General features: G+C 52.1%; 20 protein-coding genes. 10 read left to right on the plus strand and 10 right to left on the minus strand.

The annotated features are described in order from the left end of the window. Positions 1–55 precede the first annotated feature (55 nt). The 7 genes from cyoE to CTZ24_RS04835 all read right to left on the minus strand — a co-directional run bounded on the left by cyoE (position 56) and on the right by CTZ24_RS04835 (position 7,378). On the minus strand, positions 56–943 hold the full coding sequence (cyoE, locus tag CTZ24_RS04805; protein ID WP_036627589.1) for a heme o synthase: 888 nt from the start codon (positions 941–943) through the stop codon (positions 56–58). A gap of 12 nt (positions 944–955) precedes the next feature. Further along, complete coding sequence (locus tag CTZ24_RS04810) at positions 956–1,285, minus strand: cytochrome o ubiquinol oxidase subunit IV (protein ID WP_036627544.1); 330 nt, start codon at positions 1,283–1,285, stop codon at positions 956–958. Beyond that, positions 1,285–1,902, minus strand: a complete 618-nt coding sequence (locus CTZ24_RS04815; RefSeq protein ID WP_013508127.1) for a cytochrome o ubiquinol oxidase subunit III — start codon at positions 1,900–1,902, stop codon at positions 1,285–1,287. Before CTZ24_RS04815 ends, CTZ24_RS04810 begins: the two co-directional genes overlap by 1 nt. Then, positions 1,902–3,884 carry a cytochrome o ubiquinol oxidase subunit I gene (gene cyoB / locus CTZ24_RS04820; protein WP_021185845.1) on the minus strand — a complete coding sequence of 661 codons (1,983 nt, stop codon included), beginning with the start codon at positions 3,882–3,884 and terminating at the stop codon, positions 1,902–1,904. The genes CTZ24_RS04815 and cyoB overlap by 1 nt, the downstream gene beginning before the upstream one ends. A gap of 4 nt (positions 3,885–3,888) precedes the next feature. Further along, on the minus strand, positions 3,889–4,815 hold the full coding sequence (gene cyoA, locus CTZ24_RS04825; RefSeq protein WP_208724957.1) for a cytochrome o ubiquinol oxidase subunit II: 927 nt from the start codon (positions 4,813–4,815) through the stop codon (positions 3,889–3,891). 437 nt (positions 4,816–5,252) lie between these two features. Then, the gene (gene ampG / locus CTZ24_RS04830) at positions 5,253–6,746 is read right to left on the minus strand and encodes a muropeptide MFS transporter AmpG (protein ID WP_208724958.1); all 1,494 of its coding nucleotides are present in this window, start codon (positions 6,744–6,746) and stop codon (positions 5,253–5,255) included. A 53-nt stretch (positions 6,747–6,799) separates the two neighbouring features. Beyond that, positions 6,800–7,378: a lipoprotein gene (locus CTZ24_RS04835; RefSeq protein ID WP_021185842.1), complete on the minus strand. Its 579-nt coding sequence runs from the start codon at positions 7,376–7,378 to the stop codon at positions 6,800–6,802. A gap of 269 nt (positions 7,379–7,647) precedes the next feature. On the opposite strand from CTZ24_RS04835, the gene bolA reads away from it, so the two are divergent. The 9 genes from bolA to CTZ24_RS04880 all read left to right on the plus strand — a co-directional run bounded on the left by bolA (position 7,648) and on the right by CTZ24_RS04880 (position 18,037). After that, positions 7,648–7,962 (plus strand): transcriptional regulator BolA, encoded by a 315-nt coding sequence (gene bolA / locus CTZ24_RS04840; RefSeq protein WP_013508132.1) that lies wholly within the window; start codon positions 7,648–7,650, stop codon positions 7,960–7,962. 304 nt (positions 7,963–8,266) lie between these two features. Next, a complete protein-coding gene (tig, locus tag CTZ24_RS04845; protein WP_021185841.1) occupies positions 8,267–9,571 on the plus strand; it encodes a trigger factor in 1,305 nt (434 codons plus the stop codon). Positions 9,572–9,909: 338 nt separating this feature from the next. Next, on the plus strand, positions 9,910–10,533 hold the full coding sequence (gene clpP, locus CTZ24_RS04850) for an ATP-dependent Clp endopeptidase proteolytic subunit ClpP (protein WP_013508134.1): 624 nt from the start codon (positions 9,910–9,912) through the stop codon (positions 10,531–10,533). 128 nt (positions 10,534–10,661) lie between these two features. Beyond that, complete coding sequence (gene clpX / locus CTZ24_RS04855) at positions 10,662–11,933, plus strand: ATP-dependent protease ATP-binding subunit ClpX (RefSeq protein WP_021185840.1); 1,272 nt, start codon at positions 10,662–10,664, stop codon at positions 11,931–11,933. Positions 11,934–12,123: 190 nt separating this feature from the next. After that, positions 12,124–14,478, plus strand: a complete 2,355-nt coding sequence (lon, locus tag CTZ24_RS04860) for an endopeptidase La (protein ID WP_013508136.1) — start codon at positions 12,124–12,126, stop codon at positions 14,476–14,478. A 213-nt stretch (positions 14,479–14,691) separates the two neighbouring features. Further along, a complete protein-coding gene (hupB, locus tag CTZ24_RS04865) occupies positions 14,692–14,964 on the plus strand; it encodes a nucleoid-associated protein HU-beta (RefSeq protein ID WP_014606441.1) in 273 nt (90 codons plus the stop codon). 240 nt (positions 14,965–15,204) lie between these two features. Further along, the gene (ppiD, locus tag CTZ24_RS04870) at positions 15,205–17,073 is read left to right on the plus strand and encodes a peptidylprolyl isomerase (protein ID WP_208724959.1); all 1,869 of its coding nucleotides are present in this window, start codon (positions 15,205–15,207) and stop codon (positions 17,071–17,073) included. 139 nt (positions 17,074–17,212) lie between these two features. After that, positions 17,213–17,536: a ComEA family DNA-binding protein gene (locus tag CTZ24_RS04875; RefSeq protein ID WP_208724960.1), complete on the plus strand. Its 324-nt coding sequence runs from the start codon at positions 17,213–17,215 to the stop codon at positions 17,534–17,536. Between the two features lie 102 nt (positions 17,537–17,638). Next, a complete protein-coding gene (locus CTZ24_RS04880) occupies positions 17,639–18,037 on the plus strand; it encodes an acyl-CoA thioesterase (RefSeq protein ID WP_021185837.1) in 399 nt (132 codons plus the stop codon). 41 nt (positions 18,038–18,078) lie between these two features. On the opposite strand, the gene queC is transcribed toward CTZ24_RS04880, so the two are convergent. After that, positions 18,079–18,774: a 7-cyano-7-deazaguanine synthase QueC gene (gene queC, locus CTZ24_RS04885; RefSeq protein WP_208724961.1), complete on the minus strand. Its 696-nt coding sequence runs from the start codon at positions 18,772–18,774 to the stop codon at positions 18,079–18,081. Positions 18,775–18,800: 26 nt separating this feature from the next. Further along, entirely contained in the window at positions 18,801–20,528 is a 1,728-nt protein-coding gene (locus CTZ24_RS04890) for an SgrR family transcriptional regulator (RefSeq protein WP_208724962.1), read from the minus strand. A gap of 94 nt (positions 20,529–20,622) precedes the next feature. Here CTZ24_RS04890 and cof point away from each other — a divergent pair, with 94 nt between their 5' ends. After that, on the plus strand, positions 20,623–21,447 hold the full coding sequence (cof, locus tag CTZ24_RS04895) for an HMP-PP phosphatase (RefSeq protein WP_021185834.1): 825 nt from the start codon (positions 20,623–20,625) through the stop codon (positions 21,445–21,447). Between the two features lie 34 nt (positions 21,448–21,481). On the opposite strand, the gene CTZ24_RS04900 is transcribed toward cof, so the two are convergent. Continuing rightward, positions 21,482–22,516: a PLP-dependent cysteine synthase family protein gene (locus CTZ24_RS04900; RefSeq protein ID WP_208724963.1), complete on the minus strand. Its 1,035-nt coding sequence runs from the start codon at positions 22,514–22,516 to the stop codon at positions 21,482–21,484. Positions 22,517–22,536: the final 20 nt, after the last annotated feature.

Genomic DNA, 22,536 nt, shown 5'->3' on the forward strand with positions numbered 1-22,536 from the left:
TAACAAAAAGAAAGGGCGCGAAAATCGCGCCCTTTCATGGATTTGCGGAGCTAAATTACCAGACGTAAGTCAGCAGATCTTTTGACGCTGGGGTCATAAAATCCACCGACATCATTACGCTCAAAGCAGTGACAGCAACAATGGAGAAGACAAACAGTTTACGTGCCCAAACTTTATCGTTTGAGGTTTTGTAACCTGAAAGCGCCATCCCGAGCCACCAGACACTCACTGCCGCAGCAACGACCAGATATTTGTAGCCAGCGTAGCCGCCCAGCGACAGCATCAGCGTGGCAATCATAAACGCCAGGATATACAGCGTAATATGGTTTTTCGCCACGGATATACCTTTCACCACCGGCAGAACCGGGATGTTCGCTGCCTGGTAATCTTTAAAGCGGAAGATGGCAATCGCATAGGAGTGCGGCATCTGCCACAGGCTAAAGATCGCCAGCAAAATCAGCGCGCCAGCATCAAACTCGTTAGTCACCGCGCAGTAACCAATCACTGGCGGCATTGCGCCAGAGAGGCTACCAATCAGCGTACCGTAGACCGAATTACGCTTCATATAGAGGCTGTAAATGCCGACGTAGACTACGAAGCCCAGCACCGCCAGCCACATGGCCAGCGGGTTAGCACCGAAATAAAGCAACGCAAAGCCAGCAATACCTAATGCGGTTGCATAAACCAGGCTCACTTTCGCCGAGATAAGGCCTTTAACCAGCACTCGATTCCGCGTTCTCTCCATCTTGATATCGATATCGCGGTCAATCACGTTGTTGAAAACACAACCTGATGCGACAACCAGCGATACACCCACCAGTGAGATGACGAACAAGGTGTAATCAATGCTGCCTTTCGAAGCCAGCAGGAATCCACCGATCACAGAAATTAAATTGCCGAAAATAATTCCTGGTTTTGTTACTTGCAGGTATTGCTTAATCATCATGGGCGACTCTTAGTGGACCATCATGTTGTAGTTGAGGTTCCACATAATCCACAGTGAGCCTACTACGACAATCAAAATAATGACGGCCGCAAAGACAATGGCCACCATGTTCCAGCCACCCTCAGATTTGCTATCAAGGTGAAGGAAGTAGACCAGGTGCACCAGCACCTGAACCACCGCACACACCAGAACGACAGCCAGAATGGTGCCTTTAGAGGCGCCGCCATCCATCACCATCCAGAACGGGATCGCCGTCAGGATGATCGACAGGATGAAGCCGATCATGTAGGACTTCACGCTACCGTGTGATGCACCATGTTCGGTTGCTGAATGACTCATTACATGGCCCCCATCAGGTAAACAATGGTAAATACGCAGATCCACACCACATCCAGGAAGTGCCAGAACAGGCTCAGGCACATGATACGGGTGCGGTTAGTGGCACTCAGACCACGCTTGGAGATCTGGAACATCAGCACTGCCATCCAGATCAAACCAGAGGTCACATGCAGACCGTGCGTCCCAACCAGCGTAAAGAATCCGGACAGGAAGCCGCTACGGTTTGGACCGAAGCCTTCCATGATCAGGTGATGGAATTCATAGATTTCCATCCCGATAAATCCGGCACCGAACAGGAAGGTCAACGCTAACCAGCTGATGACCGCGCCCTTGTTCTGGTTGTTCATCGCGATCACTGCCATACCATAGGTAATGGAGCTGAGCAGCAGCAGCGCGGTTTCTACCAGTACAAACGGCAGTTCGAAGATGTCTTTACCTGCCGGGCCACCGGCAGTGTTGTTGACCATAACTGCATAGGTCGCAAACAGCGTTGCGAAGATAATGCAGTCACTCATCAGGTAGATCCAGAAGCCAAAGATCTTATTGGCTCCTGCATCGTGATGCCCATGCTCCGCATGGGCGTCGTGGTGGTGTGTCGTCACAGTTTGAGTTGACATTATTTCAGACCTGCTTTGCTGATTTCGTCAAAGTGCTTCTTCTCGATCTGCTCGATTTCCGCAACCGGTACGTAGTAATCCACGTCTTCATCGAAGCTCTTCACAATCCAGGAGATGATCATGCCCAGGAAGGAAACAACCACCAGCCACCAGATGTGCCAGATAGCCGCGAAGCCGAAAATCGTACCGAAGGCAGCGATAACAATGGCAGCACCACTGTTTTTCGGCATATGAATTTCTTCATATTTAGCCGGCTGCTGATACGCTTCGCCTTTCTCTTTCATTTCCCAGAAAGCATCGCGCTCGTGAACGTGCGGGATTACAGCAAAGTTGTAGAACGGCGGCGGTGAAGAGGTTGCCCACTCCAGCGTACGACCACCCCACGGGTCACCGGTCAGATCACGGTTCTGGTCGCGGTCACGCACAGAAACGTAGAACATGATCAGCTGACACAGGATGCCACAGGCAATCAGCGCAGCACCGCAAGCCGCAACCACCAGCAGTGAGTGGAACTGCGGGTCGATGTCCTGGCTAACACGACGGGTCATACCCATGAAGCCCAGCGCATACAGCGGCATAAACGCTACGAAGAAGCCGATGATCCAGAACCAGAAGGCGCGTTTGCCCCAGGTTTCGTTCAGGGTAAAGCCGAAGGCTTTCGGGAACCAGTAAGTCACACCAGCCATACAACCGAACACCACACCACCGATGATTACGTTGTGGAAGTGCGCGATCAGGAACAGGCTGTTATGCAGAACGAAGTCTGCACCCGGTACCGCCAGCAGAACACCCGTCATACCACCAATAGAGAAGGTTACCAGGAAGCCGATGGTCCACAGCATTGCTGAGTGGAACTCGATACGACCCTGATACATGGTGAACAGCCAGTTGAAGATTTTCACGCCGGTCGGAATCGCGATGATCATCGTCATGATACCGAAGAAGGCGTTAACGTTGGCACCGGCACCCATGGTGAAGAAGTGGTGCAGCCAAACGATGAACGACAGTACGGTAATGGCGATGGTCGCCCACACCAGAGAGGTGTAACCAAACAGACGCTTTTTCGAGAAGGTGGCAGTGACTTCAGCGAAGACACCAAACACCGGCAGGACGAGGATGTATACTTCCGGGTGACCCCAGACCCAAATCAGGTTGACGTACATCATCATGTTACCGCCCATTTCGTTAGTGAAGAAATGGAAGTCGAGGTAACGGTCGAGGGTCAACAGCGCCAGCGTTACGGTCAGAACCGGGAACGCAGCGATGATCAGGACGTTAGTACACAGAGCAGCCCAGGTGAAAACCGGCATTTTGAACAGGTCCATGCCCGGCGCACGCATCTTCAGAATGGTCACGAAGAAGTTGATACCGGTCAGCGTGGTCCCGATACCGGATAGCTGGAGACTCCAGATCCAGTAATCGACCCCTACGCCAGGACTGTACTCCGCACCCGAAAGCGGCGGATAGGCCAGCCAGCCAGTCTGCGCAAACTCGCCCACACCCAGAGACAGGTTAACCAGGATCACACCGATCGCAGTGAACCAGAAGCTCAGGTTGTTCAGGAACGGGAAGGCAACGTCGCGTGCACCAATTTGCAGCGGAACCGCAACGTTCATCAGACCTACCACGAAAGGCATCGCCACGAAGAAGATCATAATCACGCCGTGGGCGGTGAAGATCTGGTCGTAGTGGTGCGGTGGTAGTATGCCTGCTTCCCCGGCGGAAGCCATCACCTGTTGGGTACGCATCATGACTGCATCAGCAAAGCCACGCAGCAGCATGACGAATGCCATGATGATGTACATGATACCCAGTTTTTTGTGGTCGATTGACGTCAGCCATTCAGACCAGAGATATTGCCATTTACCAAAGTAGGTGATGGCGGCAATGATAGCCAGACCACCTATGATGATACCGGCAACCGTGACCATGATAATCGGCTCATGGTACGGCACTGCATCCAGTGTTAATTTTCCGAACATCGTATTATTCCTCGGCTCCCGCGGAAGCGGCGTGACTCATGTCCATGCCTTCGTGCTCTGGCATGTCCATCTTCCCGTGGCTCATCTTGAACTTATCAATAACTTGTTTGAACAGTTCAGGGTTGGCCGTAGAGAAATATTCCACCGGGTGATTTTCGCTTGGCGCAGCCAGTTTCTCGAAATCATCCATGGTGGTCAGCGTGTTTGGAGCCGCTTTAACTTTGGCTACCCACTGCTGGAATTCCGCGTCGTCTTTGGTGGCAATGGCTTTGAACTTCATGCCAGAGAAACCACGACCACTGAAGTTAGCAGACATACCGTCGAAAATTCCCGGCTCGTTGGCGATCAGGTGCAGTTTGGTCTGCATGCCCGCCATCGCGTAGATCTGACTACCCAGCGTAGGAATAAAGAAGGAGTTCATGACGGAGTTGGAGGTGATCTTGAAGCTGACCGGAGTATTTGCCGGGAAGGCAATCTGGTTAACGGTTGCAATACCCTGTTCCGGGTAAATAAACAGCCATTTCCAGTCCAGCGCGACAACGTCGATCTCAACCGGTTTGACGTCAGAGGCCAGCGGTTTGCTCGGCTCCAGCGCGTGGGTTGATTTCCAGGTCAGAACGCCGAGGAAGAGAATGATCAGGATCGGAATGGTCCAGACCACGGCTTCCACTTTGTTAGAGTGTGACCAGTTGGGGCTATACTTCGCATTGGTATTGGTTGCCCGATATTTCCAGGCAAAAAACACCGCCATAAAGACTGCCGGGATTACGACGATCAACATCAAGCCAAAAGCTGTCAGAATCAACGAACGTTGCTCCAGTGCAATCTGTCCTTTGGGATTTAACAACGCACTATCGCAGCCACTGAGTAATACAGCGCCTGCAATTAATGACAAAATCCCCAAACTTTTATTGTATTTCCTGAGTCTCATTTAACGACCTCAATGACAAAGGGCTCTATTGTCGTTTAAGTGTGCGCGCATTTTACGGGAAGGTTTATGCAGTGTAAACCAGCTTAAGGATGTGTCAGAAGGCTGTTGACACCTTTTGCTAAGGGTGTCACAGATGTTGCGCAGGGTGACAAATTATTAACGCAGACAAGCAGTTGGCATTATTATAACAAAATCAAATGATAGAAACCGCAGTAAAATCAGGGAAAGCATAAACCGTACTTTTAATACCCATTTATTTAACAATTTTGCATCATTTCTGCGATAATAAATCTACAAAATAATTGCTCACCGGTTTTTAATATTCACGGCAATTGTTAATTTAATGTTTCTTTTTTACGTTGTAAAAAAATGCTATCCGATAAAATTTAGTCGCTGATATTTTTTAGTCAATTAATTCGACGACAAGAATATAGCGGCTAAGCCTGATGGGTTTTTACCTGAGGGTGTTTTCGCAATGCGAGGCAATCAAGAGTCACCCCGAATGCCACCGCGATCAACGCCAGGCCCATTCCCACTTCAAACAGGTGAGCCAGTAGATTACCGGGTTGCCAGAATCCTGCGGCGCTCAGCGCCAACGCCAGCAGCCAGACCGCCAGCATGGCGCAGCCAAGGCTAAACAAACGCACCGTCCAGCGATACCCTTGTTGCCACTGGCTACGGGGGAGAAATTCGCCGCTTTGCTGGATTGCATTCAGCGTGTTACGGCACACCCACAACAGCAGCAGACCAGGCAAACCTGCAACGACGGTAAAGGCATAGAATGTTGGCCATCCCCAGAGTTCCACTAACCAGCCTGCGGCTGGCCCGACATACACTCGACCCACAGCGGAAAGTGCGGAAAGCAGGGCAAACTGTGTCGCAGAGAATGATTTGTTGCACAGTGTCATCAGCAGCGCGACAAAGGCGGCTGTCCCCATGCCGCCGCACAGGTTCTCAATAAATACCGCCCCTGCCATGCTCCATAAATGAGGTGGTGTTACCGCCAGTAGCCAGTACGCAAAATTCGATACCGCCTGCAACAGGCCAAAGATCATCAGCGCCCGGAACAGACTCAGGCGTTGCATCAGCACACCGCCATACAAAGCACCAATGATGGTTGCCAGCAGGCCAAGCGTTTTATTGACCAGGCCAACATCGCCCGGATTAAAGCCAACGCCACGGATCAGAAAGGTCGTGGTGAGTGAGGCGGCAAAAGCATCACCCAGCTTATAAAGGATGATGAGCGTAATCAGTAGCCAGGCATTATTGCGCTGGAAGAAATCTTTCAGCGGCAACGAGACGGCCTGGCGCAAATTACGTGGCTCATTAGCCGGAACTTCAGGTTCTTTAGCCAACAAGGTCGCAATCAGACCTGGCAACATCAGTATGGCCATCAACCAGTAAGTGGCCTGCCAACCGAGATAACGATCGGCCAGCCACAACGCAAGACCGCCGGAGATCAGCATCGCGAGGCGGTAACCTAAAACGGTAATGGCTGCACCGCTGCCGCGTTCTTCGGGCGGTAAGATGTCGGTTTTCCAAGCATCAAACACAATATCTTGCGAGGCAGAACAGAACGCAACCAGCACTGCTACTGCGGCCAGCAGCGTTAAATCCCGGGCGGGCTGCATAAAGCCCATTGCCACGATGCCGCCGATCAACAACAACTGCGTGACCAGCAACCAGCCGCGACGCCGACCGAGGAACGGCGGCGTATATCGGTCCATCATGGGTGACCACAGAAACTTAAAGACGTAGGCCTGGCCAACAAGGGAGAAGAAACCAATGGTTTTCAGGTCGATGTTCTCAACGGTCATCCACGCCTGCAACGTGCCAGCGGTTAACGCCAGCGGAAGTCCGGAGGCGAAGCCCAGTAACAGCAAAACGGCAGCATTACGTTGGGTAAAAATGCGCAGATAGTGAGAAGTCATAACGAACCTGAAGTGAAACCCGGCCAGCAATGACCGGGCGAAGAGCGACGGAATTAGCGGGCGTTCTGTTTAATGAAATTGTGGACGCTCGTATCTTGCGCCATATCAGAGATTACGTCACTTAACGTAGAGTTAACCGCGTTAGTAATTTTGTCATTCGTTGCAGTGAAGGCGCCTTCTACACTATAGGTCTGGCGGTAGTTTTTGACCTGCTTGTTACCATTTTTTGCGGTAGCAATAATAGAAATATCCGCTTTAGTGGTAATGCTGTAACGCACGTTACCCTGGGTAACATCGGCATACAGGCCATTGACTACGATTTGCAGATCAACCGCACCGTTCGGGCCAACCATATAGCCTCGTGCGGTCATCTGTTTCTCCAGCACTTCCTGTAACAGGAAACGCATATCACGCGACGGCGTCAGGGTGACCAACTGACCATCGCGGTTGACTTTAGCCAACGCCTGGTCGCTACGCTGATCGGCACCATTGATACTGACAGTCACGCCCATCAGGCTTGGGTCCTGCTGCGGCAGCTGAATTTTTGGTTGAATATTCAGCGTTGTATTATTGCTGGCACAGCCGGCCAAAATTAAGGCAGCCAGCAGAGGAAATAACAGTTTTTTCAACATACTCATTCTCATTAGCGGTATATGGGTTGGTTTGCAAAACTGCGGTCATCATAGCATTGCGTGAGTGTGAAAAAAGCCCTATGCCAGTGGAAATTGATTGTAAAGGGTTTTTTCAGATGGATGGAGATAAACCGGCGTTGACCTGGGTGACAGTATGGTTAAGATGCACACCCGGTATTATTTTTTCCTGCTTCCCTGCGGAAATGGCGAAAAACCTACTAATATTTAAACAGATGAGGCACAGCGCTCGCCGTAGAGGAGTGTTACCAATGATTCGCGAAGAAATAGAAGAAAAGCTGCGTAAGGCGTTCGAACCTGCACACCTCGAAGTGCATGATGAGAGCTACCGTCATAACGTGCCTGCTGGTTCTGAAAGTCACTTCAAAGTGGTGATCGTCAGTGACCGCTTTACCGGCCAGCGTTTCCTGGCTCGCCATCGCTCCATCTATAGCGAGCTGACGGCAGAGTTTGCCGGAGGAGTGCATGCGCTGGCACTGCATACCTACACACAAAAAGAGTGGGATGGTTTACAGGATACGGTACTGGCTTCCCCCAATTGCCGTGGTGCGGGTACGCTCGCCTGATTCTTCTCACTTCACCTGCCTAAAAAACGGCCTGCGGGCCGTTTTCACTTCCTTATTTACGCTTAAACGCGATCTGCGGCGCAAAAAAGCAGCAAAGTCGTTCAAAAGTGGTGACTTTGCAGCCTCGACTAGCCTGTATGATGCCGCTATAATGCGGCGTCTATTTTTCCGGAATGTCTTCGGGAGCTTCTGACAACAGGGAACAGGTTCTGTCAGCAGATGCCCTCCCGCTAGTTGGATACGGCGCATTTCATATGTGTGGTGTCTGAAGTTGACCGAGCACGCGATTTTTTGAGGTAGCAAGATGACAGTTTCAGTAGAAACCACTCAGGGTCTGGGCCGTCGCATTACGATTACTGTTGCAGCTGACAGCATCGAAAGCGCAGTGAAGAAAGAACTGGTGGATGTGGCGAAGAAAGTCCGTATCGATGGTTTCCGTAAAGGCAAAGTGCCGATGCAGATCGTAGCGCAGCGCTACGGTGCTTCTGTTCGCCAGGACGTGCTGGGCGATCTGATGCAGCGCAACTTTGTTGACGCCATCATTAAAGAGAAAATCAACCCGGCTGGCGCACCGAACTACGTGCCAGGCGAGTACAAGCTGGGTGAAGACTTCACCTACACAGTAGAATTTGAAGTCTACCCGGAAGTTGAGCTGAAAGGTCTCGACGCCATCGAAGTTGAGAAGCCGGTTGTTGAAGTGACCGACGCTGACGTCGATACCATGCTGGAAACCCTGCGTAAGCAGCAGGCGACCTGGAAAGAGAGCGATGCAGCGGCTGGTGCTGAAGATCGCGCGACCATCGACTTCACCGGTTCTGTTGACGGCGAAGAGTTTGAAGGCGGTAAAGCCTCTGACTTCGTACTGGCAATGGGCCAGGGCCGCATGATCCCAGGTTTTGAAGATGGCGTTGTGGGTCACAAAGCGGGTGAAACCTTCACCATCGACGTGAAATTCCCGGACGACTACCACGCGGAAAACCTGAAAGGTAAAGACGCGAAGTTCGAAATCGTACTGAAGAAAGTTGAAGTACGCGAACTGCCGGAACTGACCGAAGAATTCATCAAGCGTTTTGGCGTGGAAGATGGTTCAGTTGCGGGCCTGCGTACTGAAGTGCGTAAGAACATGGAACGCGAGCTGAAAGGTGCAATCCGTAACCGTCTGAAATCTCAGGCGATCGACGGCCTGGTTAATGCCAACGCTATCGACGTACCGGCTGCACTGATTGACAGCGAAATCGATGTTCTGCGTCGCCAGGCGGCTCAGCGTTTCGGTGGCAACGAGAAGCAAGCGCTGGAACTGCCGCGCGAGCTGTTCGAAGAGCAGGCGAAACGCCGCGTTGTTGTTGGTCTGCTGCTGGGCGAAGTAATTCGCACCAACGAACTGCAGGCTGATGAAAACCGCGTTAAAGCGCTGATCGAAGAGATGGCTTCTGCCTACGAAGATCCGCAGGAAGTGATCGAGTTCTACAGCAAGAACAACGAGCTGATGAACAACATGCGCAACGTCGCGCTGGAAGAGCAAGCGGTTGAAGCGGTGCTGGAAAAAGCGAAAGTGACCGAAAAAGCCACCAACTTCCAGGAACTGATGAACCAGACCGCTTCGGCCTGATTCGTTAGTTAACACGAAGTGCGAAGCCCGCGACAAAAAGTCGCGGGCTTTTTTATTTTCTCACGCTGAAAAGTCTGGATTTGTCTTCTATTTGATTAATTAACCGGCAAATTATCCGATAAGCTCTTTTTCCGTGTTAGCGAATAGGGAAAAGGTTGTTATGCTTGAAATAACTGGGCAGCATCCCCAGATACAGGGAGAATGCATGAAGACAGTGAAACTGGCTGATTAACCGTCCTGTTGGTGTCGGAGTGAGGAGGCAGCGCATAGTTTTCATCGCGCGTCTCACGTAAAATCGGTACAGAATGTTGCCAACGAAATTTATCCAGGAGACGGTAATGTCATACAGTGGCGATCGTGAATTTACTGCACCGCACATGGCGCTGGTGCCAATGGTGGTCGAACAAACCTCGCGTGGCGAGCGTTCTTACGACATCTATTCCCGCCTGCTCAAAGAGCGTGTGATCTTTCTGACCGGCCAGGTTGAAGATCATATGGCTAACCTGATCGTGGCGCAGATGCTGTTTCTGGAAGCGGAGAATCCTGAGAAGGACATCTACCTCTACATTAACTCGCCGGGTGGGGTGATTACCGCCGGTATGTCAATTTATGACACAATGAAATTCATTAAGCCGGATGTTAGCACCATTTGTATGGGCCAGGCCTGTTCAATGGGCGCGTTCCTGCTGACGGCAGGCACCAAAGGCAAACGCTTTTGCTTGCCTAACTCACGCGTGATGATCCACCAGCCGCTGGGTGGCTATCAAGGGCAGGCAACGGACATTGAGATTCATGCGCGTGAGATTCTGAAAGTGAAGCAGCGTATGAATGAATTGATGGCTGAACACACCGGTAAATCGCTGGAGCAGATTGAGCGTGACACCGAGCGTGACCGTTTCCTCTCTGCCAGTGAAGCGGTAGAGTATGGCCTGGTCGATTCTATTCTGACGCATCGCCAATAAGACACATCTGCCGGGTCCCTGGGCTATAGTTAACTGGACAACAGGCAGATGAGTTGCATGAATATCGGCCGTAACGTGCGGCCATTGCCGTACGCCCGTATGGCCCGAGAATGAAAAGAGGTTAGCTGATGACAGATAAGCGCAAAGACGGTTCAGGTAAGTTGCTGTACTGCTCTTTTTGCGGCAAAAGCCAGCATGAAGTGCGTAAGCTGATTGCCGGGCCGTCAGTGTATATCTGCGACGAATGTGTCGATTTATGTAACGACATCATTCGCGAAGAGATTAAAGAAGTCGCCCCGCATCGCGAGCGCAGTGCACTACCGACGCCGCATGAAATCCGCCATCATCTCGATGATTATGTTATCGGGCAGGAAAAGGCGAAAAAGGTGCTGGCTGTAGCTGTATATAACCACTACAAACGCTTGCGCAATGGTGACACCAGCAATGGCATCGAACTGGGTAAAAGTAACATTCTGCTGATCGGTCCAACCGGTAGCGGTAAAACCCTGCTGGCGGAAACGCTGGCACGCTTACTGGATGTGCCATTCACCATGGCCGACGCCACCACGCTGACCGAAGCGGGTTACGTGGGCGAGGATGTGGAAAACATCATTCAGAAGCTGCTGCAAAAATGCGATTACGATGTGCAGAAAGCTCAGCGCGGTATTGTCTACATTGATGAAATCGACAAGATTTCACGTAAGTCGGACAACCCGTCTATCACCCGTGACGTATCGGGCGAGGGCGTACAGCAGGCGTTACTGAAACTGATCGAAGGTACCGTGGCAGCCGTGCCGCCGCAGGGTGGTCGTAAGCATCCGCAGCAGGAGTTTTTGCAGGTTGATACCTCAAAAATCCTGTTTATCTGTGGTGGTGCTTTCGCCGGTCTCGACAAAGTGATTTCTCAGCGCACAGAAACCGGTTCAGGCATTGGTTTTGGCGCAACGGTGAAAGGCAAATCGCAGAAAGCGAGCGAAGGCGAACTGCTGTCTCAGGTAGAGCCAGAAGATTTGATCAAGTTCGGTCTGATTCCTGAGTTTATTGGCCGTCTGCCCGTCGTGGCAACGCTGAATGAACTGAGTGAAGAAGCCCTGATCCAGATTCTGCGTGAGCCGAAAAACGCCCTGACCAAACAGTACCAGGCATTGTTTAACCTGGAAGGCGTTGAGCTGGAGTTCCGTGACGAAGCGTTAACGGCGATTGCCAAAAAAGCAATGTCACGCAAAACCGGTGCGCGTGGTCTGCGTTCAATTGTTGAAGCTGCCTTACTCGAAACCATGTACGACCTGCCTTCAATGGAAGACGTCGAAAAAGTGGTGATTGATGAGTCAGTGATTGATGGCCAGTCCGAGCCAATGTTGATCTACGGAAAGCATGAAGCTCAAGCCTCTGGCGAATAAATAAACAATTAAACCACGTTGTTATCTTATAAAAGGGGAAAATCTTTCCCCTTTTGTTTTTCTCACGCCTGTGACATTGAATGTCGGATAAGCATCCCCATATACTCAATATCCTGTGGGTTTAACTGCATATTGATTGTGATCAGGCGGTTCCCATCACCTGGCGGACATTAAACTAAGAGAGAGCTCTATGAATCCTGAGCGTTCTGAACGCATTGAAATCCCTGTGTTGCCTCTGCGCGACGTAGTGGTTTATCCGCACATGGTAATTCCGTTGTTTGTGGGTCGGGAAAAATCGATTCGGTGCCTCGAAGCCGCTATGGATCATGATAAGAAGATCATGCTGGTTGCACAGAAAGAGGCTTCAACGGATGAACCTGGTATTAACGATCTCTTCTCTGTAGGGACCGTCGCTTCAGTATTGCAAATGCTGAAGCTGCCGGATGGTACGGTTAAAGTGCTGGTTGAAGGTTTGCAGCGCGCACATATCACCACGCTGGCAGATAATGGCGACCACTTCGTTGCCCAGGCTGAGTATCTGATCTCGCCCGAAATCGAGGAGCGCGAGCAGGAAGTGTTGGTCCGTACGGCCATCAATCAGTTTGAAGGCTACATCAAGCTTAATAAAAAAATTCCTCCTGAGGTTTTGACCTCACTTAACAGTATTGACGATGCAGCCCGTCTGGCTGACACCGTTGCGGCACATATGCCGTTGAAACTGGCCGACAAACAATCGGTGCTGGAGATGTCCGACGTCAATGAGCGTCTGGAATATCTGATGGCGATGATGGAGTCAGAAATCGATCTGCTACAGGTTGAGAAGCGTATTCGCAACCGCGTGAAAAAGCAGATGGAAAAAAGCCAGCGCGAGTATTACCTCAATGAGCAAATGAAGGCGATTCAGAAAGAGTTGGGCGAGATGGATGATGCGCCTGACGAATATGAAGCGCTGAAACGCAAAATTGAAGCGGCGAAAATGCCAACCGAAGCGCGTGAAAAAGCCGAAGCGGAATTGCAGAAGCTGAAAATGATGTCGCCGATGTCAGCAGAAGCGACCGTGGTACGTGGCTACATCGACTGGATGGTGCAGGTACCGTGGAACGCGCGCAGCAAGGTGAAAAAAGACCTGCGTAAAGCGCAGGAAACGCTGGATACCGACCATTACGGTCTGGAGCGTGTCAAAGACCGCATCCTTGAATATCTTGCAGTACAGAGCCGTGTCAGCAAAATCAAAGGGCCGATTCTGTGCCTGGTCGGACCGCCGGGGGTAGGTAAAACCTCGCTGGGTCAGTCGATTGCGAAAGCAACTGGCCGTAAATATGTCCGTATGGCGTTGGGTGGGGTGCGTGATGAAGCAGAGATTCGCGGACATCGCCGTACTTACATCGGTTCAATGCCGGGCAAATTGATCCAGAAAATGGCGAAAGTGGGGGTGAAAAACCCGCTGTTCCTGCTGGATGAAATCGACAAAATGTCGTCCGACATGCGTGGTGATCCGGCTTCGGCACTGCTTGAAGTGCTGGATCCAGAGCAGAACATTGCGTTTAACGATCACTATCTGGAAGTGGATTACGATCTGTCAGACGTGATGTTTGTGGCGACCTCAAACTCGATGAACATCCCGGCACCTCTGCTGGATCGTATGGAAGTGATTCGTCTGTCTGGTTATACCGAAGATGAAAAACTGAACATCGCCAAACAGCACCTGCTGCCGAAACAGATTGAACGTAACGCGCTGAAAGAGAAAGAAATCAGCGTTGATGACAGCGCCATTATGGGCATCATTCGCTACTACACCCGTGAAGCGGGCGTGCGTAGTCTGGAACGTGAACTCTCCAAACTGTGCCGTAAAGCCGTGAAAGCGCTGCTGATGGACAAAGCGAAAAAACACATCACCATCAACGGTGATAACCTCAAAGATTTCCTTGGGGTTCAGCGCTTTGATTATGGTCGCGCGGATAGCGAAAACCGTGTTGGTCAGGTAACCGGTCTGGCGTGGACGGAAGTGGGCGGTGATTTGCTGACCATCGAAACCGCCTGTGTTCCGGGCAAGGGTAAACTGACTTACACCGGTTCGCTGGGTGAAGTGATGCAGGAGTCAATCCAGGCAGCATTGACTGTCGTGCGTGCGCGTGCAGAGAAATTGGGTATCAACGGTGATTTCTATGAGAAACGTGATATCCATGTGCATGTGCCAGAAGGTGCCACACCGAAAGATGGTCCAAGTGCGGGTATCGCGATGTGTACCGCGCTGGTGTCCTGCCTGACGGGTAATCCGGTGCGTTCTGATGTGGCAATGACCGGTGAGATCACTTTGCGTGGTCAGGTGCTGCCAATCGGTGGTTTGAAAGAAAAACTGCTGGCAGCGCATCGTGGTGGCATCAAAACGGTGTTGATCCCGGACGAGAACAAACGCGATCTGGAAGAAATTCCGCAGAACGTGATCGCCGATTTGACCATTCATCCAGTGAAACGCATTGAAGAAGTGCTGAACCTGGCATTGGAAAATGCCCCTTACGGTATGCAGGTTGCGACGGCAAAATAGTGATTAACGGCAAAAACCGTTAAAAAGCGAGGCGGGCAGGCGAAATGGTGCTTGCCAGCCTTTTTTTGTGCCGCTAAGTTAGGGGGCTGCTGGATCAACGATTAAGACGAATACCGTTGTTTCGGCTCAACAGGCTTGATATAACTGGCTGCGCGTTCGTATCCGGCGGGAAGCGCGGATGCGATGTGAATAATAAAAGAGGGGATGAATAGAGTGAATAAGTCACAGTTGATCGACAAAATTGCTGCAGATGCGGATATTTCTAAGGCAGCAGCTGGACGTGTATTAGATGCATTCATGGGTTCCGTTTCTGACGCGCTGAAAGGCGGTGATGAAGTGGCATTGGTTGGTTTCGGTACATTCTCTGTTCGTGAGCGTGCTGCTCGCACAGGCCGTAACCCGCAAACCGGTAAAGAAATCACCATTCCGGCTGGTAAAGTGCCGGGCTTCCGTGCTGGCAAAGCACTGAAAGACGCTGTCAATTAATGACCGCTGTCACATCCGTTGAAGCATTTTCTTCAGCGGATTGAGGACGCAAAAGCCGTTCTCATGTAACATACGGGCACATCAATTTTGATGTGCCTTTTTTTATTCTGATGCGCAGCAAATGGCCCCTTTGGCTGTTGTCTCCGCAGGGTTGTCAGCTGCCAGCCTGAATTGCAGTTGCGCGATGATGACATCGTGTCAGAGCTTTACATTCACACTACAGCGGAGTGTTGTCATACCATGATGGACAATTTACGTGCGGCGGGTAATCACGTCGTGCTCAAAATCATTCTGGGATTGATTATCCTGTCCTTTGTTCTGACTGGGGTGGGTAACTACCTGATCGGCGGTAACAGTGATTATGCTGCCAAAGTTAACGGACATGAGATCAGTCGTGGAGAGCTGGAGCAGGCGTTCAACACTGAGCGTAATCGTCAGCAGCAGATGCTGGGCGACCAATTCTCGCAGCTGGCCAGTAATGAAGGCTACATGCAGCAGATGCGCCAGCAGGCCCTTTCTCAGCTGATTGACCAGGCTTTGCTCGATCAGTACATCAAAGATCTGCACATGGGCATCAGTGACGATCAGGTCAGGGATGCGATTTTCAATCAGCAGGCTTTCCAGACCAATGGTAAGTTCGACAACGCCAAATACAACGGTCTGATTACCAGCATGGGCTTCACTGCCGATCAATACGCTGAAGCGCTGCGTAAACAGCTGGCAAACCAACAACTGATCAACGCCGTAGCAAACACCGACTTTATGCTAAAAGGTGAAACCAGCAAGCTGGTTGATCTGGTGGCGCAGCAGCGCGAAATTCGTCAGGCCATCATTGATGTCAATGCATTGGCGGCGAAACAAACAACCACCGATGACGAAATCAGCCAGTACTATCAACAGCATCAAAGCAGCTTTATGGCACCGGAGCAGTTCCGCGTCAGCTATATCAAGATGGATGCAGCGAGCTTGCAGGAAAGCGCCAGCGAAGCGGATATTCAGAGCTGGTTTGATCAACACAAAGCCGACTACTCGCAGCCGCAACGTAACCGCTACAGTGTCATTCAGACCAAAACTGAAGCGGATGCCAATGCCGTGTTGGATGCGCTGAAAAAAGGCGAAGATTTCGCTACCCTGGCGAAAAGCAAATCCATCGACCCGATCTCTGCCCGTAAAGGCGGCGACATGGGCTGGCTGGAACCGAACACCACGCCGGATGAACTGAAAAATGCCAATCTGACCGAGAAAGGCCAGCTTTCAGGTGTGATCAAATCCTCGGTTGGTTTCCTGATTGCCCGTCTGGATGATATCCAGCCGGAGCAGGTTAAGCCGCTGTCAGAAGTGCACGATGCAGTTGCTGAAAAAGTGAAGCAGGAAAAAGCCGTTGATGCCTTCTATAAAATGCAACAGAAGGTCAGCGAAGCCGCCAGCAATGACAATGAATCACTGGCAGGCGCAGCAGAGGCTTCTGGCCTGAAAGTGGTTGAAACTGACTGGTTCAGCCAGGACAGCGTGCCGCAGGACCTGGATTTCGACGCGGTTAAACAAGCCATTTTCAACGGTGGCTTAGTCGGACAAAATGGTGCGCCGGGTAATAACTCCGACATCATCTCAGTGGATGGCGACCGCGCGTTTGTCCTGCGTATCAGCGAGCACAAACCTGAAGCAGTCAAACCGCTGGATCAGGTAAAAGCACAAATCGCCGATACCCTGAAGCATGATAAAGCAACCCAGCAGGCGAAAGAGCAGGCGAATAAGTTGCTGGCCGATCTCAATGCCGGTAAGCAGGATGTGCTGCAAGCCGCCGGTCTGACGCTGAGCGCCAGCAAAACCGTCGATCGCAATGCGCAGGACCCGGTAGCACAGTCTGCATTCAACCTGCCGCAGCCGGTTGACAACAAACCGTCATGGGGCGTGAGCGAAGACATGCAGGGTAATGTGGTGCTGGTGGCACTGGATAAAGTCAGCACTGGCAGCATGCCACAACCGCAGATTGACCAGATGGTGAAAGGTGTGACGCAGAATAACGCGCAAATCGCCTTCGAAGCCCTGCTGGAAAACCTGCGCAAAGAGGCCAAGATCAAGTACGGCGCAGCCGCACAAATGCAGTAAGCCTCGCAAAAAAATCAGAATGGTTGAAACAGACAAAGGCCGCTTATGCGGCCTTTTCCATTTCTGAGATTCGGCTTTTGAGCCTGATTCTGTGCTGTGACACTCTGCATCTGCTGTTAAACACAAGGAGAGACACAGCATGATCAAACAAACTTTTCAGGTCTTATTCTTCTCGCTGGCCCTTGGCGGTACGGTGTGTTCCACCAGTCTGGCAGCGGCAGAAAGCCCCAGTGAGACACAGGCAACGCAGGTATCACCGCCAGCGGAAGGACAGGTCAGCATCAATCAGGCAAGCGCAGAAGAACTTGCAGCTGCAATGAATGGTATTGGCCTGAAGAAAGCCCAGTCTATCGTTAGTTATCGCGAACAATACGGCCCATTTACCGCAATTGAGCAATTAAAGGAGGTGCCAGGTATCGGTAGCGCGTTGGTTGAGCGTAACAACGCCCGCCTGAAACTGTGAGAAAGCTCGCGACTCAGGAAGGATGAGGTCAACCTGCATTTACGCTGTGCTATGCTCAACAGGTCCAACCAGTTGTCATTCACAGCGTAATCAGGAGCAATAATGCAGACCACGATCAAAGTGCGCGGTTACCATCTTGACGTCTATCAGCACGTAAACAATGCGCGTTACCTGGAGTTTCTGGAGGAGGCGCGCTGGCAATGGCTGGAGGATGTCGATGCGTTCAACTGGCTGGTACAGCAGAAGCTCGCTTTTGTGGTGGTGAATATCAACATTAACTATCGCCGCCCGGCAGTGCTGGGCGACGTGCTGACGATTGAGAGTGAGATAGCGCAGTTGAATGGCAAGAGTGGCGTTATTTCGCAGCGGGTGTTGTTAGCCGGCGATGGTTCACCGGTTGCCGATGCGGCATTAACCTTTGTCTGCATTGACCTGCGTACGCAAAAAGCAGTGCCAATGGAAGGGGAGTTACGCGAACGGCTGGCGGCATTAATGGTATGACGAGAGGCTGGCGTCAGCGACGCCAGCGGGGTGAAGCGGGATCAGACCAGCCCGCTTTTTTGTTTCATCTGCGCCATGATGGCTGAGGCATTAGCCTGATAATCTGCCAGACCACGGGCGCGCAGATGGCAGGCAGCACATTCGCCACAACCGTCACCTTTGACGCCGTTATAGCAGGTCAGGGTTTCTGCACGCACCAGTGGCAACTGTTGCCAGTAATCCGCCAGTGCCCATGTTTCCGCTTTGTTGAGCCACATCAGCGGCGTTTCGAAACGAATATTGCGCGCCATGCCCAGGCTGACAGCGTTATTCAACGCTTTGACGAATTCATCACGACAGTCAGGGTAACCGGAAAAATCGGTTTCACACACCCCGGTGATGACGGCTTCGGCTTCCACCTGGTATGCATAAATCGAGGCCAGCGTTAAAAACAGAATGTTGCGTCCCGGCACGAAAGTACTTGGCAGGCCGCTGGCGTTGGGATCATAGGCCGGCACCGGGATGTTATCACGCGTCAGGCTGCTGACCGCCAATTCGTTCAGCAGCGTTACATCCAGCACCTTATGCGCGCGTGCGCCAAGTTTCTTTGCCAGTTCGGCCGCAACATCAATTTCTTCGCGATGACGCTGGCCATAATCAAAGGTGACGCAATGCACTTCATCATACTGCTGCAACGCCTGAATTAAACAGGTGGTGGAGTCTTGTCCGCCACTGAATACTACAACGGCTCTTTTCATCTTTTCTTCCGTATAAAACCCAGCCCTTATGGTAATGGCTCAGCTGTGTGATGAACAGTATCGACTGCGGCGGGAGGAGGGATCCACGCGCGGGTAAAGTCGAACCAGCCCAGGCTGTTAAGTTGAATGCCTTCCACGCCAGGAGGGGCAGAGATTTGATAGCGATAATTAAATAACGGCAGTAGATAACCGGCGCGCATCAGTTGCTCAAACAGCTGGTGGCTAAGAATAGCACGCTGCCCCGGGTCCTGTTGTTGCGCAATTTCGCGCAGATGCTGACGTAAATGGATCGCACTTTGCGTTCCCCGGAGTGGCTGCCATAGCGGATCGTTCTCCAGCCAGCTTACGAGGGTAAACAGCGGCGCGTCACCAATCAGGCGATCGCCCATCACCAGATCGGCTTCGGCCAGTTCACGTTCATCGCGCCAACTTTTGACGTCATGAAATATGCAAGTCAGCTGGCAGCCCTGCGCAGCTAATAGCGGCTTCAGGGCTTCCGCCATCACATGTAATTCCACTGGCAGATGATAATGCAAGGTGAGTGCAGCAGGCAGTGTGACCAGCGTTTCTTCCGAGGCAGGCACCGGCCAGCCTGGCAGCAACTCCTGGCTGGGAGTGATCAAGCCTTCATCCAGCGGCAACTGTTGGATCATGCCACTTCGCTGAATCAGGGCAATTAAGGTTTTAGCCTGCGCAGTACTCAGGCGTGCTGAGATACGGGGAGCCAGATAACAGAATCCGAGACTGATGCTGCGATCGACCGGGCGCAGTGTATCCAGCTCGTCAGGATCGCCAATGGCGATTTGTACCGGATGGCGGCAACTGGTGCCCAGGGTGCGATCAAACAGTTGGGGGGTGATCCAGTATTCAACCGCCTGAATCAATGGGCGTTGCAGATGCCAGCGCGCATGGCTTTCCAGTCGTACCAGTTCAGCGGCGAAATGCGTCAGTTTCCATGCACCGCTACCGATGTCATCACGTTCAGGATGTGGCAACAGGCAGTATTGGTGCGCCAGCCGTTGCGGCAGCCAGTAGTCACTGTGACGCAGGCGAATACGTAGCGCCAGTGGATGGGGCGCAGTGATACTTTCCACCGAGGCAAGCAGTCGCAACCCCGGAGTACTATGGCGGATCTTGTTAAACTGCGTGACCAGTTGCGCGGCATACAGCGGTTCATCGTTATGCCAGCTTAATTGCGGGCGCAACCAGAAAAACCAGTCACAGCCCGTGGCGTCATGTTGCCAGTGGTGAGCCAAATCACCCACGACATCGTCGCCGTTGAAGCGTGTCAGACCAGAGAAAATCTGGCGCGCCAGATGCTGTTCGGCACGTCCGGTTATTCTCAGCGGGCGCAAGGGTTCAAGGGCACGATAGTAGGGAATGCGTAATACCGGAGCCTGATTAAGCCACTGACCGCCCATCAACGGACGCAACATGTTCAACAGATGATCGGGTTGCACATCCAGCACCTGCAATGCCTGCACCGCTTCGCCTGCGGCGAGTTGCTGCTGCAAAAGTTGCTGGCGTAGCTGTTCCGGTGACGTGAGAAAGGTCAGGATTCCCTGTTTACCGCGCCCCGCAGCACCCTGCCAACGCAGCCAGCCCGCGTCCTGCCACTGGCGCAGCAGGGTGCGAATATGGCGTTCGCTGCAAAAGCAGTGTTGTGCCATGGCAGAAACACTCAGTTGCTGGGGGGCACCCTGGCTAAGTTGCCAGAGCCGCTGGAATTGATTGACCCGATGAAGTTGCCGCATCACCTAAACCCGGAACAGTTTTCGAAAAGTATTCACTATTAGTTCCGCAATTACCAGGCGATAGTGGGAGTATCACACCGACAGGAGAACTCGCATGGCCCGCCTCGCGGCATTTGATATGGACGGTACGCTCCTGCTGCCGACTCATCGCCTGGGTACAGAAACTCTCGCCAGTTTGCACGCCCTGCATCAACGTGACGTCACGCTGGCGTTTGCTACCGGACGTCATCTGCTGGATATGCAGCCGGTGGTACGTGAGCAAATCACGCTACCCGCCTGGCTGATTACCGGCAATGGTACCCGCGTACACGATCTGGATGGCAAACAGTTATATGGCTGCGATCTGCCGCCTTCTATCGCCGAAGAGGTGATTCATCGCCACTGGCAAACACCTGCGACCATTCATATTTTCAATGATGAAGGCTGGTTTACCGACAAACCGCTGCCCTGGGTGCGGGAAGCGCATGTAATGAGCGGCTTCCACTATCAACTGCGTGATCTGCAACGTATGTCAGCGCATGAAGTCACCAAGATCTGTTTTATTGCCCCGCATGAGACGTTGTGTTTACTGAAAACCGAACTGGATGCGGCATTAGGTGAACGCGCGAATATCTGTTTTTCTGCCTGGGATTGCCTGGAAGTCTTACCGCTGGATTGTCACAAAGGGGCGGCTCTGGCGCGACTATGCCAGCATCTTTCCCTGTCGCTTGCCGATTGTATGGCGTTTGGCGATGCCATGAACGATCGCGAAATGCTGGACCGTGTCGGCAACGGTTTCATCATGGGCAATGCCATGCCTCAATTGAAAGCGGAGTTGCCGCATTTGCCGGTTATTGGACGTTGCGAGACACAGGCTGTGTCTCACTATTTAAATCACTGGATGACCACACCACACCTCGATTATTCCCCCGAATGCTGAGGCTTGCAGTGAACCGGACAGGATGTCCGGTTTTTTATTGCATCTCTCGCTGCCACGGCTGGATATCGCCAATGTGCTGCGCGACCCATTCCGCGTTGTAATAGGTATCCGGATAGCGTTCGCCGCTGTCGCACAGTATCGTTACCAGCGAACCTTGTTCACCCCGTTCACGCATACGTTTCGCTACCTGCAACATACCCCAGAAATTGGTGCCGGTAGAGGCTCCCGGACGACGGCCGAGAATCTGTTCCAGCTTCAGCATGGCAGCAACGGTTGCGGCATCCGGCACCTTGATCATCTCGTCAATCACATCGGGTAAAAACGACGGTTCAACGCGTGGACGACCAATGCCTTCAATCATGCTGCCACGGTCGCTACTCAGTCCGTGCTCGCGGCTGTGCCAGAAATCAAAAAACACCGAGTGCTCAGGGTCAACCACCAGCAGTCGGGTGTCATAGCCTTGATAACGGATATAACGCCCGAGGGTGGCGGAGGTTCCGCCCGTACCCGCACTCATAATCAGGGTATGAGGCACCGGGCAAGGTTCATGCGCCATCTGGCGAAAGATGCTCTCGGCGATGTTGTTATTGCCGCGCCAGTCAGTGGCACGCTCAGCATAGGTAAACTGATCCATAAAATGGCCGTTCAACTCACGCGCCAGTCGTTCCGATTCGCTATACAACTGGCAGGGATCGGTCACGAAATGACACTCCCCACCATAAAAGCGGATCAACTCGATTTTACGTTTAGCCGTGCTGGCGGGCATCACGGCAATAAATGGCAGCCCCAGCAGACGCGCAAAATAGGCTTCTGAAACCGCAGTGCTGCCGGAAGAGGCTTCAATAATTGGCGTTCCCTGGCGGATCCAACCATTGGCCAGACCGTACAAAAACAGCGAACGCGCCAGACGGTGTTTCAGGCTACCGCTCGGATGGGTGCTTTCATCTTTCAGGTAAAAACCAATGCCGGGAAAATCATCCAGGTTAAAGCGAATCAGATGGGTGTCGGCAGAGCGCTGAAAATCAGCGTTAATTTCGTTAATAGCGTGACGAATCCAGGGCGTTTGCATGCTAAGTTTCCGCAAAATTT

This window comes from Pantoea phytobeneficialis (assembly GCF_009728735.1).
Taxonomy (GTDB): domain Bacteria; phylum Pseudomonadota; class Gammaproteobacteria; order Enterobacterales; family Enterobacteriaceae; genus Pantoea; species Pantoea phytobeneficialis.

Coding starts and splice junctions, on each gene's coding strand:
- bolA (WP_013508132.1), top strand. CDS start 7,648: ATGATTCGCGAAGAAATAGAAGAAAAGCTGCGTAAGGCGTTCGAACCT.
- CTZ24_RS04835 (WP_021185842.1), bottom strand. CDS start 7,378: ATGTTGAAAAAACTGTTATTTCCTCTGCTGGCTGCCTTAATTTTGGCC.
- CTZ24_RS04900 (WP_208724963.1), bottom strand. CDS start 22,516: ATGCAAACGCCCTGGATTCGTCACGCTATTAACGAAATTAACGCTGAT.
- ampG (WP_208724958.1), bottom strand. CDS start 6,746: ATGACTTCTCACTATCTGCGCATTTTTACCCAACGTAATGCTGCCGTT.
- lon (WP_013508136.1), top strand. CDS start 12,124: ATGAATCCTGAGCGTTCTGAACGCATTGAAATCCCTGTGTTGCCTCTG.
- CTZ24_RS04810 (WP_036627544.1), bottom strand. CDS start 1,285: ATGAGTCATTCAGCAACCGAACATGGTGCATCACACGGTAGCGTGAAG.
- CTZ24_RS04815 (WP_013508127.1), bottom strand. CDS start 1,902: ATGTCAACTCAAACTGTGACGACACACCACCACGACGCCCATGCGGAG.
- CTZ24_RS04890 (WP_208724962.1), bottom strand. CDS start 20,528: ATGCGGCAACTTCATCGGGTCAATCAATTCCAGCGGCTCTGGCAACTT.
- cyoA (WP_208724957.1), bottom strand. CDS start 4,815: ATGAGACTCAGGAAATACAATAAAAGTTTGGGGATTTTGTCATTAATT.
- CTZ24_RS04880 (WP_021185837.1), top strand. CDS start 17,639: ATGCAGACCACGATCAAAGTGCGCGGTTACCATCTTGACGTCTATCAG.
- cyoB (WP_021185845.1), bottom strand. CDS start 3,884: ATGTTCGGAAAATTAACACTGGATGCAGTGCCGTACCATGAGCCGATT.
- cyoE (WP_036627589.1), bottom strand. CDS start 943: ATGATTAAGCAATACCTGCAAGTAACAAAACCAGGAATTATTTTCGGC.
- queC (WP_208724961.1), bottom strand. CDS start 18,774: ATGAAAAGAGCCGTTGTAGTATTCAGTGGCGGACAAGACTCCACCACC.
- clpX (WP_021185840.1), top strand. CDS start 10,662: ATGACAGATAAGCGCAAAGACGGTTCAGGTAAGTTGCTGTACTGCTCT.
- tig (WP_021185841.1), top strand. CDS start 8,267: ATGACAGTTTCAGTAGAAACCACTCAGGGTCTGGGCCGTCGCATTACG.
- clpP (WP_013508134.1), top strand. CDS start 9,910: ATGTCATACAGTGGCGATCGTGAATTTACTGCACCGCACATGGCGCTG.
- cof (WP_021185834.1), top strand. CDS start 20,623: ATGGCCCGCCTCGCGGCATTTGATATGGACGGTACGCTCCTGCTGCCG.
- ppiD (WP_208724959.1), top strand. CDS start 15,205: ATGATGGACAATTTACGTGCGGCGGGTAATCACGTCGTGCTCAAAATC.
- CTZ24_RS04875 (WP_208724960.1), top strand. CDS start 17,213: ATGATCAAACAAACTTTTCAGGTCTTATTCTTCTCGCTGGCCCTTGGC.